The following is a 15,183-nucleotide window of genomic DNA, read 5'->3' as shown; positions in this document are numbered from 1 at the left end:
TAACTTTGTGTTTTGAATAAAAATGACGCAATTAGAATAGATAAAGTCGTTATTTTTATACTGCAATTGCCTGTAGTGATTCAATAATCGTCACATAGCCTCATCGCTAATCTGACGGTTGTTTGAGTCGATCTTTTATCGAATAAAAAACCATTAAAAATAATAAAAACATGGAATGCTAGAGGCTAAGGCAATGCTACCTATACAGACAAAGTACGAAGGAAAAGGCGATCGTGTTCGCCATATTGGCTTTTTGTTATTGCCAAATTTTACCATGATGGCGCTAACATCTGCCATTGAACCTTTGCGCATGGCAAACCACCTATCAGGTAAAACCCTGTACACGTGGGCTACCATAAGCGCCAGCGGTGAACCCGTGGTTGCTAGTGACGGCTTGAGTGTTAACGTGAGCGCACGATACGAAAACCATGAAAGCTACTCGGCGGTGATGGTTTGTGGCGGCGTTGCGGTAAAAGAAGGTATTACTAAACTCGATTTAAACTGGTTAAATTATTTAGCCAGAAAAAACGTGATTCTTGGTGGCATTTGTACCGGAAGTTATGCATTAGCAAAAGCGGGCTTGCTAGATAACGTAAACTGCACCATTCACTGGGAAATGCTAGCCAGCTGGCAAGAAGACTTCCCCAAAATTAAAAGCACCAACCAACTCTACACCATTGAACATAAACGTTGGTGTAGTTCCGGTGGCACAGCCCCTATGGATTTAATGCTTTGTCTTATTGGCAGAGAATACGGAAAAGAACTGCAAATTGCGATTTGTGAAATGTTTGCCCATGAACATATTCGCGACGAATCAGAAATGCAGCGCATTCCGCTTCAGCATGTCGTTGGTGCGAATCAGTCTAAGCTTCAAGATATCGTGCATTTGATGGAAGCTAATATTGAAGAGCCTTTGAACCTAAACGAGCTAGCCGGTTTTGTGAATTTATCGCGCCGTCAGCTAGAGCGTTTGTTTCAGCGTTATTTGCATTGTTCTCCCCATCGGTATTACATGCAAATTCGTTTAACTCGCGCAAGGCAGCTTATTAAGCAAACCAATATTTCTATTATTGAAGTGGCTATTTGCTGTGGGTTTGTTTCTACCCCTCACTTTAGCAAGTGCTATCGAAACGCGTTTAAAATTCCACCGCGAGAAGAACGCGCAAACCGAGGACTACAATTCGAAAACGCCAGTGGCGGCGAATCGACCTATGGCACAGTGCAACTTCACCAATTTCCCCCGGCTCAATTGGAATGCGGCTAGCTCTGCGTCTTCTTAGGCTTTAATAGAAATAAGAGTGTGCTGCCTCAGTTAACACCTGAGGTAGCAACACTGTAGTAAACACCCACTTACTCAGAAAGTCACTATTTATAGACCATACCCCCAAGCCGCACTGAATAACCTTTTTATTACCTCCTTCAATTCAAAGCCACCTTTACATTCATACCCTTTAAATTATCGCTGCCTCGCCTATTTATTTCTTAACCTTTCATCAGGGAATTTCTCATCGATATTAAATTTTACTTATCTGCACTTAACTGTGCGTAACAGCACTTAACTAGGGGACACGACGCATTTAGCAAATAATGAGTCGTATTAGCCCTAATCGCCCATTTTGCTAGTGATATTCTAATTTTTAAATCGTAAGCACGAAGCACATTTCAAAAGCGGCTTTTAGTTAAGGAATATCCCATGCAAGACGCAAAAGAGTTGCACGACAACTCGATAATATTCGACGGTTTAGTGATAGCTAAATGGAACCGAGATTTGTTTGAAGATATGCATCGCGGCGGCCTAACCGCAGCAAATTGCACCGTATCTGTATGGGAAGGTTTTAAAAGCACCATAGACAACATTGTGGAATTTAATCAGTACTTTGAAACCGACAGCGACTTAATCATGCCGGTAACCAAAACTGCTGATATCGCTACCGCGAAAGCCCTTGGTAAAACCGGCATTATATTAGGGTTTCAAAATGCGAACGCCTTTGAAGATCAAATCGGCTATGTAGAGATATTCAAAAAATTGGGTATTGGCATAGTGCAAATGGCCTACAACACACAAAACTTAGTGGGTACGGGTTGCTATGAACGTGACGGCGGCTTATCGGGTTTTGGCCGAGAAATTGTAGCCGAAATGAATCGTGTAGGCATTATGTGCGACCTAAGCCATGTTGGCCCTCAAACGTCAATTGAAGTGATTGAAGCGTCTAATAAACCTGTGTGCTACTCCCACTGCTTACCTTCAGGGTTAAAAGATCATCCTCGCAATAAGTCAGATGAAGAACTGAAATTCATCGCCGACAGAAACGGCTTTATTGGCGTAACCATGTTTGCCCCTTTCTTAGCTAAAGGCATAGATTCTACTGTAGACGATTATGTAGAAGCTATGGACTACGTGATTGATATTGCAGGAGAAGACTGCGTTGGTATTGGCACAGATTTCACTCAAGGCCACGACAAGGCCTTCTTCGACATGCTTACTCACGATAAAGGTTACGCACGTAACCTCACTAACTTTGGAAAAATTGTGAACCCATTGGGTATTCGTACCCTTGGCGAGTTCCCCAACCTAACCGCCACCATGTTAAAGCACGGTTGGTCGGAACAAAAAATCAAAAAAGTGATGGGTGAAAACTGGGTTAACGTTTTAAAACAAGTGTGGGGAGAATAACTATGTCGTATCACAGCCCTGAAATGCCAATACAAGTCGATGATGAAACCGGCGTATGGACCACCGACGCCCTGCCCATGCTTTATGTACCACGACATTTCTTTGTGAATAACCATATGGGTATTGAAGATGAAATTGGCGCAGAAAAATACGCCGAGATTCTTTATAAAGCAGGCTACAAATCGGCCTATTACTGGTGCGAAAAAGAAGCGGAAGCCCACGGTATATCGGGCGAGGCGGTATTTGAGCACTACATGAAGCGTTTATCTCAGCGCGGCTGGGGCTTTTTCATTACCGAAGCGCTCAATTTAGAAGCTGGCACTGCCCGGGTTCGGTTAGAGAATTCCGCCTTTGTATATCAGTACGGCAACGTAAATCGCAAGGTTGATTACATGTTTACCGGTTGGTTTGCTGGCGCTATGGATCAAATTGCCCAAAGCCTAGGGTACACAGTAAAAACCCAAGCTGAACAAACCCAATGCGCTGCCGAAGAAGGCTGCGACTATGGCATTTTTGAAGTGTCTCCTCTGTAGCCACAACAATGATAACTGAAACACGCTGCACGTGGCATATGTAGCTGGAGCTGGTAGCACACAGCTCGTAGTAAACAAAAGCACTGCAGCGAATACGTATTTCTTGAGGGAACACCATGGCGCAGTTTGAAGCCTTATTTAAGCCATTAGCAATTAATAAACTGACTATTCGAAACCGTGTAGTGAGTACGGCTCACGCAGAGGTGTATGCCACCGAAGGCGGCATGACCACAGAACGCTACGTAAAATATTACGAAGAGAAAGCCAAAGGTGGCGTAGGGCTTTGTATTTGTGGCGGGTCGAGCGTGGTATCTATTGATAGCCCTCAAGATTGGTGGAAATCAGTTAATTTATCTACCGATAGAATAATCCCTCATTTTCAAAATTTAGCCGATGCCGTGCATAAACACGGCGGCAAAATTATGATTCAAATTACCCATATGGGCCGACGCTCTCGGTGGGATGGCGGTAATTGGAGCACCCTACTTAGCCCAAGCGGCATTCGTGAACCGGTACACCGCGCTACCTGTAAAACCATTGAAATTGAAGAAATGCAGCGCATTATTGGCGACTTCGCCAAAGCCGCGGGCCGCGCTAAAGCTGGCGGGTTAGACGGCATAGAACTTTCCGCCGTACATCAGCATTTAATCGACCAATTTTGGAGCCCACGGGTAAACCAGCGCACCGATGAATGGGGCGGCAGCTTTGAAAACCGCATGCGCTTTGGTATGGAAGTATTAAAAGCAGTACGCGAAGAAGTAGGCCGCGATTTCGCTGTAGGTTTACGTATAACCGGCGACGAATTTCACGCCGATGGCTTAAACCACGACGACATGAAAGAAATAGCCGCGTATTACAACAATACCGGCTTGCTCGACTTTTTCAGCGTAGTGGGCTCGGGCTGCGATACCCACAACACCCTCGCTAACGTTATTCCTAACATGAGCTACCCGCCAGAGCCATTTTTGCACTTAGCAGCAGGCATTAAAGAAGTGGTGAGCGTGCCCGTAATGCATGCCCAAAACATTAAAGATCCTAACCAAGTGCAGCGCATACTAGAAGCGGGCTACGTAGACTTTGTAGGCATGACACGCGCGCATATTGCCGACCCGCATCTTATTACCAAAATTAAGCTAAACCAGGTAGATCAAATAAAGCAGTGTGTGGGCGCGAACTATTGCATAGACCGCCAATATCAAGGGTTAGATGTGCTGTGTATTCAAAATGCGGCAACGTCTCGTGAATCTACCATGCCCCACATTATTCAAAAAACCGACGGCCCTATTCGCACAGTAGTAGTTATAGGCGGCGGCCCTGCGGGCATGGAAGCGGCGCGAGTTAGCGCAGAACGCGGCCACAAAGTAACCCTAATAGAAAAAAGCAGTGAGCTAGGCGGGCAAATTTCTATTGCAGCCAAAGCACCGCAGCGCGACCAAATAGCCGGTATTACCCGCTGGTTCGCACTAGAACTCGCACGCTTAGGCGTAGATATTCAACTTAATACCGCCGCCGATGAAACCAGTATTCGTGGGTTTAATGCCGATGTGGTTATTCTGGCCACCGGCGCGACACCGTTCATTAACCAAAACCCGCATTGGGGAGCTGATGACGGCTTAGTAGTCAGCTCGTGGGATATTTTAAATGGGGAAGTTTCGCCGGGTAAAAACGTATTGGTGTACGACACCATATGCGAATTCAGCGGGTTATCGGTTGCCGACTTCTTAGCCCACAATGGCGCATTAGTAGAAGTGGTTACCGATGATATTAAGCCAGGTGCAGCGGTGGGCGGCACTACCTTCCCCACATACTATCGCAGCTTGTACGAGCGAGAGGTGATTATGACCTCTGATTTGTTACTCGAAAAAGTATACAAGGAAGGCGACAAACTCGTGGCCGTACTTGAAAACGAATACACCGGGCAACAAGAAGAACGGGTGGTGGATCAAGTTGTGGTAGAAAACGGTACTCGCCCCGATGAGCTGTTGTACTACCAACTAAAACAAGATTCTCGCAACAAAGGGCAAATGGATATTGAAGCGCTATACAGCGCAAAACCTCAGCCTATGCTTGCAGAAGAAGCGGCCGGCTATTTGCTGTATAGAATTGGCGACTGTGTAGCCCAGCGTAATACTCACGCCGCCATTTATGACGCATTAAGGCTATGCAAAGATTTCTAATGAAAGCTCTGTACACAGCCAATCACCGCATGGGGTTGGTAATTAAAAATAAGAAATCTAACCACCGTAGGTTGTGTCATGTTTGCTGATGATTTTTTACCGACTGTATTATTTGTGCTGCTGTTAGTGTCGGTACTGCTTACGCTAATTGGAGCAGTTCGCCGCGTGCGTTTGTGGCGGCAAGGCCAAGCTTCTACTGTGCATTGGGCGGGGTTACTTTCTATTCCAAGGCGCTATTTGGTAGATCTTCATCACGTAGTAGCTAGCGACAAATACATTTCAAATACTCATGTCGCTACCGCGGGCGGCTTTGTTTTAACTACTGTTTTAGTGCTAAGCATTTACCTATTTGGCATAACTGGCGCTATTTTAAACTATGCGCTGCTGGCCAGTAGCGCTCTTATGTTTATTGGTGCTGTGTTTGTGTTTTTACGGCGCAGGAACCCACCGCCTAATTTGTCTAAAGGGCCGTGGTCGCGCTTGCCTTATAGCTTGTTAACCTATGCAAGTAGCTTCTTTATTTTGAGCTTACCTGCCACCGGGCTATTACCCGCAAATACAGAGGGTTGGTTATTGGCCGTAGTGTTATTGCTTGGCATAAGCTGGGGCGTGGGGGAGATGTATTTGGGCATGGCCTGGGGCGGCCCCATGAAGCACGCCTTCGCGGGCGCACTGCATTTAGGCTTTCACCGCAGGCAAGAACGTTTTGGCGGCGGGCGTTCTACAGGCCTTAAAAGCATCAACCTTGAAAGTATTAACCTTGAAAGCATTAACCTTGAAAAAACGAAGCTAGGCGTAGAAAAGGCCGAAGACTTTAAATGGAACCAGTTACTGAGTTTCGACGCTTGTGTAGAGTGTGGCCGGTGCGAAAAAGCCTGCCCTGCTTTTGCTGCAGGCCAGCCACTTAACCCCAAAAAACTTATTCAAGATATGGTAGTGGGTATGGCCGGCGGCAGTACTGCGCAATTTGCTGGCAGCCCCTACCCCGGTGCTGACTCCGTTATAAATAAAACCAGTACACATAAAGCCAGCACCTATAAAGGCAGCCCCACTATTCCTATTGTGAACGTGCTAGTACCTTCGCAAACGGTATGGTCTTGCACCACCTGCCGCGCCTGTGTGCAGGAATGCCCTATGATGATTGAGCACGTAGACGCCATTGTTGATATGCGCCGTTTTGAAACCTTAGAAAAAGGCCAAACTCCGGGCAAAGGTGCTGAGTTGCTTGAGAACTTAAAAACCACCGACAACCCCAACGGCTATGCCCCTAACAGCCGAATGAACTGGGCAGCCGATCAGAACTTACCGGTATTTGGCAAACAAGTGGAGAAAGCAGACGTATTATTATGGATAGGCGATGCCGCCTTCGATATGCGAAACCAACGCACCTTGCGCGCCATGGTAAGTTTGTTGCGGGCTGCTAATGTGGATTTTGCCGTGCTAGGCGATAGCGAATGCGACAGTGGCGACCCCGCCCGCAGACTAGGCGACGAAGCCACCTTTCAGCGCTTAGCGAAAACCAATATTGCCACCATGGCGCAATATCAATTTAAGCATATTGTTACCGCCGATCCTCATGCCTTTCATTGCCTTAAAAATGAATATGGTGACTTTGGTGGCCATTACGATGTGTATCATCACACCGGCTTTTTTGCCGAATTGGTAAAAAATCAAAAGTTACACTTAAGCACCGACAAAGCCTTATCGCTTACCTATCACGACCCCTGCTATTTAGGCAGATACAACGGCGAATACGACGCCCCTAGGTACTTGCTTGAAGCCATGGGTATTCACATAAAGGAAATGGAGCGAAGCAAAACAAAAGCGCGCTGTTGCGGCGGAGGTGGCGGCGCCCCCGTTACCGATATACCCGGTACTCAGCGCATTCCCGATATGCGAATGGAAGATGCTAAAGCCACAAAGGCTGACATTATCGCGGTAGGCTGCCCGCAATGTAGCTTAATGCTAGAGGGCGTTGTAGAGCCACGCCCACAAGTAAAAGACATTGCCGAGCTAATGTTAGATGCCCTGGTTTTAGTAGAAGAAACCGCCGATGTCTAATCTATTTCGTCGCGACCCGCGAGCGCAGTGGATTGCCCGAAACAGGCTTCATCCATTACATGTACCAGAAGGCCTGCTAGTTCAACGAGGCCCCAGCGGCCTATTACGCAAAAACGTACACACCATAGGCTTTATTGGCCCTAACGGCGTAAAGCGAATTGATAGGTCGGGCACAGCGGATTCATATAAACAGCTAAGTAGACAAACTGCGCAATCCGGCAAGTCAGCAGCCCAAGAAGAGATATTGCTACCGCTACACAAAGTGGCGCACCCAGATTTTTATATTCTAGTGGTGGTAGATGGGGTTTCAGGGCGGTTATCTAGCCATGACAGAGATACTTTAGGCTCAGCACATAAATTGGCAACCCAGCCTGCGCTTATGGAGAAGAGCGCTATAGGCGCAGTAGTAGCGGTATTCTTTGATGCCATTAGTGAAGAAAAACTCGACACCGCAGGCATAGACAGGCTGGTAAATTTTGAAGGTAATGAATATCAGCACTACAACCCTGATCAGCGGTGCGCCGATGTATATCGGCTAGTAAACCAGTTAAACCCCAAGCATATTTTATTTCCAGATAGCATTCATGGCGGCGCAGACTTAGGCCGCCGACTAGCCGCAAAGCTTAGTACCACTGTGGCCAGCAATGTATGGAAAGTGAATAACAACCAAATAGTATGCCGGGGCAGCGCAGGTAAAACTGATATTGCCCGCCCTATAACCAATATTATGCTGGTGCTAGAAGAATGCTGTGAGCCAGTAAGCGACACTCGCCACGAATGCGCCCCTTTAGTAATACAGAACGCACCTGACCTACAAAGTGCGACCCTTGAGCAACAACGTAAACATGCGCCTGAACATATCTTGGAAAGTACCAGACAACAAAAAATTGAAGACTTAGGCAATGTGAGCGTGAACCCTAACGATATCAATTTGGCCGAAGCAGGTTTTATCTTATCGGGTGGCAACGGCATTACCGATTGGGATCAGTTCCATCACGCCGCTTCACTATTAGGGGCTACCGAAGGCGCAAGCCGCGTAGCGGTAGACGATGGCTTTATGCCACGGGTACGACAAGTGGGCGCAACCGGCACTTGGGTTACCGCAAACGTATATGTTGCGGTAGGCATATCGGGCGCTATTCAACATATGCAAGGCATAGCAAAGTGCAACAAAGTCATTGCTATTAATACTGATGATAGCTGCGACATGGTTAAGCGCGCCGACTTAAGTGCCATAGGCGATAGCAGTGCAATATTAGCCGCGTTACTCGATTTGGTACATGAGCAAAAAAGCGCACTCAAAGGCAATCAGAAAGACGACCAGAAAAACAAAAATGCCACCAGCGACACTTCAGTGTTAACCCCATATCAAGCAACGCCTACGAACGTACTGGAAGCCCATCATGCATAAATTGCTTGGCGAAGAAAATGTGAACATAACAGTATTGGTGTCTATGGGTGAGCACCCGCTATCCCGTCGCGCAAGGCGAGCCGAACAAGATGCTAGAGCAATAGAAATTGGGCTAAATTTACCCGATGCTCAGTTACAGGTTATGCACGCAGGCGCAGCCAACAATGAACATACCAACACCGTATTAAAAGACTACTTAGGCATGGGCCTACCTGAAATTAAGGTATTCAACGTACCGCAAGAAACCGATAGCCTTACCGTGTTAACCACCAACCTTACTGAAAGCAGCCCAGATATAATACTCACAGGCATACGCGCCGAAAACGGTGAATCGTCCGGCATGTTGCCTTACGTGTTAGCTGAAAATATAGATATGGCGTTAGTACCAAACATTACCGAGATATTAAGCGTAAATAAAAAAGCTGGCTTCGCAGAATTACTTCAAGCTTTACCACGAGGCCAACGCAGAAAAGTACGTGTAAAACTGCCTTTCGTGGCCACCGTGGATATGGCCGCCCAAGCGCCCCGCCAAAGTGCCTTTGGTGCAGCTATGCGCGGCAAAATAACGGTAGTAGAAGCCACTAGCACACCTACGCTCACTGGTAATATTGGGCGCACCTCTTCTAATGAAGGTACTACTGATACTGGTATTATTACTAACAAGAACACGCAAACCGATTGGGAAATAACCCCAGCTCAACCACGGCCCAAACGGCTAAAAATAGTAAAAGCCAAAACCGCAGCCGATAGATTTAAAGCCGCCACCGCTAAAGCCCAGGGCGGCGCAGGAAAAGTGATTTACGACAACCAAGAAGCCGCCGAAGCTATTTTGAAAATGCTAAAGGATGAGAAGGTGTTATAGGCTTATTTAACTCGTGTTAAATTAGCTTCAATAAACGCCAAATACTCATTCATAGACTGCGCAAATGCTTTAGCAAATTTCGCTCTATTTTCTGGTGAATTACGCACACCGTGAAAATTAGCTTCTATTTGCATTCCAAAAACGTTCGGATAATCTGGTGATGTATATCTTCTGGTGTTATAACCGCCCGTAAAGTAAGCCTCACCCTCTTTAGGGAAAGGGTCGTTAAAGCTTGGTACTGCAGGAAAGCCAGATTTTTCCATTATAGTACCAAAGGCATTTTCGCCGGTTAGCATTGCTTTTACGGTAAGATTTTCACTGTTGTTAATCAGATTTTGAATAGAGGTTTTAGACTCGCTATTCTTCACTGCATCAGTACCTTTGTAATTTGCTTCAAGGGCTGGGGTCTTTAATAAGTAGCCTAGTTCTAAGCGTCTAACGGGGTGACTTTGGCCGTGTAAATCGATATACAAAGCATATCCAAATGTTTCAATAGCCTCGTCGATGGCAGATTCAATAGCCTTGTGATATTGCCCCCATGTATAAGCCACCTCTTCATTTTTGCAACTGGCTTGCTCTAAGTCACGGTTGAGATCAATCTTGGTTCTAGCAATTTTTGCTACCACCAAATATGGCTTTTTATCATGCTTAGCAAATGCCTGTTCAATTTCAAACGACAGCTCAGCAGTATTATCGTCTTTAACGCCTGTACCGCATGTACGATCTTTAATGCTATCGGGTTTAATAGTGCCACCATGTGGCGCGCTGATAACGAGCGGCATATTACCTTCTACAATATTTAGCCAACTATCGTCGAATATCACATTTGACTTGGTTTTGTTGGTAGACACCTCAGCGGCCTCTATTTGCATATCTTTGTTACCAGCACAGCCAATTTGAAAAAGCACACCAGCAGCCAGTAAGCCAAACATCCCACACTTACTCAACACACTTTTATTCTTTTGTTCCTGAAGCATTTTCACCTACACCCTAAAATACATTTACCCAAAACATGAATGAAAACTTGTGCGCTAGTCAGCCCTAACGCACAACTCTATTGGCTATTTATTAAAAATTACGTTATCCAATTCCATCCAATAGGCTTCTTCACCCTTGCCTGCTACGCTAATCGATAAGCTAAGTAAACGATTAATATCTAAAGGTTCTTCGCCTGTAAAGCTATCAAAAGGCAGTACAACGTTCTGCCAGCCATCGATTACATCAATCGTAACGGTTCCTTTGCCGCCGTAGCTGTCTAAAGCAACAATATACACACCGGGCTTTGCATTAATTTCAAAGGCAATACCGTTAAATTCAGCGGCATCTACAGGGTAGAAACTTCCATCTGATAGCGGAAATATAACGCCCGCTTTAGGTTTAGGTTTATTTTCAAGCTCTATCGCGACACTTAAGTCATGATCGTTCACTTTCGCACCCGGCTTAGTTGTCATGAGTACATGACTACGGGGGAAACTGTAGTCGATATCGCTTTTACGCAAAGTACCGTACTGGGTTTTACCGTCTTCGCGTTCGAAGTCGTCTATTAACCGCTTAGCTGGGGAGGCTGGCGGTGTATCTGGCCCTTGCGCCCCCATTAAGTTGCCGTTTTCTACCACCTGCTCACCATCAATAAAGACGGCATTGATGTTGCGATAATCTGAAATATTTTGCCACGGAGAGCCTTTTACAAGAACGAAGTCGGCTCGCTTACCCTCTTCAATGGTGCCACGGTCACTCGCTAAACCTAACGCATCTGCACTGCCCTTTGTTCCTGCAATCAAGGCGTCAGCTGCTGACACACCAAAGTCGACCATCAATTCCATTTCATGCACGCTAGATTCACCAAATGGCGTGCGACCAATACCTGAGTCGGTACCTAGCGCTAGTTTAACCCCAGCTTCCATGAATGCTTGAAGGTTATGCTCTGAAAACTTCTGTCTGTTCTTCCCTACCGCTATTTGTATTTTTGAATAACCCGAAAGTTTATCTGGGCGTAACTCATATACCGCCAACGTTGGCGCGTAAAACACATTGTTATCGACTAACAAACCAGGGAGTTCATCGCTGGTAGGCTCATCTTGAATAGCATGAACAATGGCAGATACTCCCCCTAGAGCAGCGCGCTTACCACCGTCGACTGAAACCGTATGAGTTAATACCGGCCAGCCCCGCATTTTTGCTTGTTTGGTAATTTCTTTTAACGCATGAAGGCTAATATCCGTGTCTTCTTTAGGGTTACCATAGCGCCACCCATCTGCGAACACTTTCACTACATCGGGCTGGTAGGTATCTAAGTATTCCATGACTTTTTGCGCCTCTTCGGGCGACGCCACTAGTCTTGTCATACGCTCATCGGCCCAATCGGCACCGTGACCTCCAGGAGGAGCTATACGGGCCGCATACGCAACATGAGGGGAAATTAAACTTTCATGCCATTTGCGTTTAGACGCATAGGAATCTGGCGATGAATGAAAGTCGGTAACCGTGGTTACACCATGTTCTAGCAAAGCGGTTGCTACTTCAGCGCGACTTGCGGTCCAATGTACGTGAACATCCGTTAATCCCGCTACCATACTCAACTCTTTACCATCAACCACCAAAGCGCCATCAGGTTTGCTTAGATCTTTGCCAATAGATACAAAGCGTCCATTCTCAATAATCACATCACTCACATAAGGAGCCTTACCAGTACTATCAAATACGGTAACATCATCAATTAAAGTGGTGGTCGCGTTTGCACTGGCAACTAGGGCGATATGTAAACCCAATACGTTTGTAAGAAATACTGCTGATTTTTTCATATTACTGTTGTTCCTTTTCGGCCGTATTGGAAAAATAGTTTGTTGCAGCATTAATATAACGCTGCTCTAGAAGGTCCTGACGGGTAACTAGCGATTGCGATTTACCGTTAATATATAAGGTAGTGATTTGAGTTAGAGGCTCTAGTGGGTCCCCATCCCAAATAGCAATGTCTGCTCGCATTCCTTTTGTAATGGTGCCTACATTAGTAAGGTTGAAAACCCTTGCTGGAGTGCTTGTGATAGCATTAATAGCAATATCTTTCGGTAAACCATTCGCTACCGCTCTACCAGCGAAATAGCGAATCTTTCCACTATCGTGGGCGGAAGTTGCACCGCCAATAATAATGGGCACACCCGCTTTATGTAATATTGACGCATTTTCGTTTATGGCATGAAGAACGTCGAAGTTTTTGGGAAGGTTGTCTGTAGGGTTCAAAAGTACAGGCACACCGGCTTTAGCAATAGAGTCTGCGACCATCCACGCCTCTGCGCCACCCACGATAACCGCACGAATATTGGTATCAGCTATTATTTTTAAAATGGCCGTGATGTCCGAGGCGCGGTTAACCCGAAAAGCTAAAGGTATTTTTCCTTGCATGGCAGGCGCTAAAGCTTGAAGGTCGAATAACGACCATCGTTTCGCTTTATAGCTACTTACATTAGCGTTATCTTCGTCTTTAGAAAAAGCAATTGCATCTGCTAATTCTGCTCGTAAACGAGGTAGCGTTGCCCCTCGCCCACTTGAAACGGCTTTCATGTCCCAGTACAAAACTTTGCCCGATACAACCCATTGAGGTTGATTACTATCGTGGGTCGAATACCAAGCGCCTAACCCAGCGTAGTGTGATTCTTTACTGCTTCGTGGAGCCACTATTGCACTACTTACACCACCTCGACGTGCTATGGGTACCGCAGTTGAGTATGGGTTGATAATATCAGCGACATTATAGGCAGCGGTAAAATCCTTATCATTCGAAGACGTTTCTGACGCATTCGCACCACCTGATATCTCAGTGATCCCCAACAAGGTTTCAGCGTTAATAAAGCCAGGAGTAACTATTTTTCCGGTTAAATCGATAACCTCAGCGCCTTTAGGTATTGTTATATTTTTAGCTACCTGCGCAATTTTATTATCGACAATGAGTACATCACCTTTTTTCAATGTACCCACTTCCCCAGCCGTAATTACATGCCCATTTTTAAGTAAAATGGTATCGGCAAAAGTAAGTGGCAAAAACGAGGCGGCAAGAATAATAACTAGTAGTGAGACCTTATTCATTTTCCAGCTCCTCCATAGACTGCCCAACTAAAAAGTCAGACGTTTCAGAAACGGGAGCAGAACGGTCTACCACAATCACTCCATCAATCATCACGATATCGGCTTTTGCGAAAATACTAAACGGGTCGTCACTCCAGATAACAATATCAGCAGACTTACCTTTCGTTAAACTACCAGTTCGATCGGCTATACCTAGAGTTTCAGCAGGGTTCAGTGTTACCCATTTCAATGCTTGTGCTCTAGATATATTCTTCTCAGCACGCTTTGCTTGCGCCATCGCTTTTGCCGCTTCTACATTTAGCGTTTGAGCCAATATACTACTATCGGAGTGGATTATCGTTTGCACACCCGCCCACTCAAGCGATGCTGCATTTAATGGTACGGCATCATAAGCTTCCATTTTAAACCCCCACCTATCTGACCAAGTGGCTACAGCAATTCCCTCTTGTGCTAATAAATCGGCAATTTTATAAGCTTGTGTAGCGTGATGAAACGTGCCAATTTTAAATCCGAATTCGTGAGAAAGTTCTATCATAGTGGCCATTTCGTCGGCGCGATAACAATGAATATGTGTGGTGATTTCACCCGTTAGAATTCCCGAAATTGTCTCCAACTCAAGATCTTGCTTAATTTCACCACTTTGCTTTTTCTTTAAATAACTTTGTGCATCAATAAATGCATTTCTAAACCCTTTCATGTTGCCCATGCGAGTGAATGGGTCTTTACCGCGTGCAGCGTAATTAATGGGATTTTCACCACACGCTAACTTTGCCCCTTTTACCGCGTTAGGCACTTTCATGTCTTGAACACGAACAGCGGGAATATTCTTAACTACCACAGAGCGCCCGTTAAATAAGTTTGCAGAGCCGGGCAAAATATTCATTGTGGTAACGCCCCCTTCTCTTGCTCGTTGAAATGCGGGGTCTTGAGGCCAAATAGAATGTTCTACCCATACCTCGGCAGTATTCTTTTCGGTTTTTTCATTTCCATTTCGCATTGATGGGATACTAGGAGAAGAAAAGGCACCAATGTGCGAGTGCATATCGATAATGCCTGGCGTGACCCATTTTCCCTGAGCATTGATGACATCCATCCCTGAAGGTATTGGAACATCCTGCCCCATTTCGGCAATTTTCCCGTCACGGATAATTAAGGTTCCGTTGATAAATTCCTCACCATCTGCAGGCATAATCGTGGCACCAACAATAGCGACACTGGTAGAGGGAAGTGGTTGATAATTTGCAGGATACGGAGCGTCAGGTTCTGCGTATATACTGCTAGCCACTAGCATGCTTATTACAAAAATAAGCAGGGAGTTTAGTTGCATTTTGGTTCCTTTCGAAGATACAGGTTGGATGCTTTCATCTAAAAAAACACACACTGGT

General features: G+C 45.7%; 11 protein-coding genes. 7 read left to right on the top strand and 4 right to left on the bottom strand.

Going from position 1 to position 15,183, the window contains the following annotated elements; translation table 11 throughout:
• The first annotated feature begins 193 nt into the window (after positions 1-193).
• The 7 genes from ALT761_RS00530 (at position 194) to ALT761_RS00500 (ending at position 9,718) form a co-directional block, all read left to right on the top strand.
• A complete protein-coding gene (locus ALT761_RS00530; RefSeq protein WP_129735665.1) occupies positions 194-1,264 on the top strand; it encodes a GlxA family transcriptional regulator in 1,071 nt (356 codons plus the stop codon).
• Positions 1,265-1,693: 429 nt separating this feature from the next.
• Entirely contained in the window at positions 1,694-2,674 is a 981-nt protein-coding gene (locus ALT761_RS00525; protein WP_129735664.1) for a dipeptidase, read from the top strand.
• A 2-nt stretch (positions 2,675-2,676) separates the two neighbouring features.
• Positions 2,677-3,207 carry a 4-vinyl reductase gene (locus ALT761_RS00520; RefSeq protein WP_129735663.1) on the top strand — a complete coding sequence of 177 codons (531 nt, stop codon included), beginning with the start codon at positions 2,677-2,679 and terminating at the stop codon, positions 3,205-3,207.
• Between the two features lie 116 nt (positions 3,208-3,323).
• Positions 3,324-5,384, top strand: a complete 2,061-nt coding sequence (gene dgcA / locus ALT761_RS00515) for a dimethylglycine demethylation protein DgcA (protein ID WP_129735662.1) — start codon at positions 3,324-3,326, stop codon at positions 5,382-5,384.
• 78 nt (positions 5,385-5,462) lie between these two features.
• Complete coding sequence (locus ALT761_RS00510) at positions 5,463-7,445, top strand: (Fe-S)-binding protein (RefSeq protein WP_129735661.1); 1,983 nt, start codon at positions 5,463-5,465, stop codon at positions 7,443-7,445.
• On the top strand, positions 7,438-8,856 hold the full coding sequence (locus ALT761_RS00505) for an electron transfer flavoprotein subunit alpha/FixB family protein (RefSeq protein ID WP_129735660.1): 1,419 nt from the start codon (positions 7,438-7,440) through the stop codon (positions 8,854-8,856). Before ALT761_RS00510 ends, ALT761_RS00505 begins: the two co-directional genes overlap by 8 nt.
• Complete coding sequence (locus ALT761_RS00500) at positions 8,849-9,718, top strand: electron transfer flavoprotein subunit beta (protein ID WP_129735659.1); 870 nt, start codon at positions 8,849-8,851, stop codon at positions 9,716-9,718. The genes ALT761_RS00505 and ALT761_RS00500 overlap by 8 nt, the downstream gene beginning before the upstream one ends.
• A gap of 2 nt (positions 9,719-9,720) precedes the next feature.
• Here ALT761_RS00500 and ALT761_RS00495 read toward each other — a convergent pair whose 3' ends face one another.
• From ALT761_RS00495 to ALT761_RS00480, 4 genes are all read right to left on the bottom strand, one after another.
• Positions 9,721-10,695 (bottom strand): N-formylglutamate amidohydrolase, encoded by a 975-nt coding sequence (locus ALT761_RS00495; protein WP_129735658.1) that lies wholly within the window; start codon positions 10,693-10,695, stop codon positions 9,721-9,723.
• A gap of 84 nt (positions 10,696-10,779) precedes the next feature.
• Positions 10,780-12,519: an amidohydrolase family protein gene (locus ALT761_RS00490; RefSeq protein ID WP_172602829.1), complete on the bottom strand. Its 1,740-nt coding sequence runs from the start codon at positions 12,517-12,519 to the stop codon at positions 10,780-10,782.
• 1 nt (position 12,520) lies between these two features.
• Complete coding sequence (locus tag ALT761_RS00485; protein ID WP_129735656.1) at positions 12,521-13,798, bottom strand: amidohydrolase family protein; 1,278 nt, start codon at positions 13,796-13,798, stop codon at positions 12,521-12,523.
• Positions 13,791-15,125: an amidohydrolase gene (locus tag ALT761_RS00480; protein ID WP_129735655.1), complete on the bottom strand. Its 1,335-nt coding sequence runs from the start codon at positions 15,123-15,125 to the stop codon at positions 13,791-13,793. The genes ALT761_RS00485 and ALT761_RS00480 overlap by 8 nt, the downstream gene beginning before the upstream one ends.
• Positions 15,126-15,183: the final 58 nt, after the last annotated feature.

This window comes from Alteromonas sp. 76-1, assembly GCF_900654235.1.
Taxonomy (GTDB): Bacteria; Pseudomonadota; Gammaproteobacteria; order Enterobacterales; family Alteromonadaceae; genus Alteromonas; species Alteromonas naphthalenivorans.
Note: the sequence above shows the minus strand (reverse complement) of the source record. Positions and strands in the feature narration are given on the sequence as shown.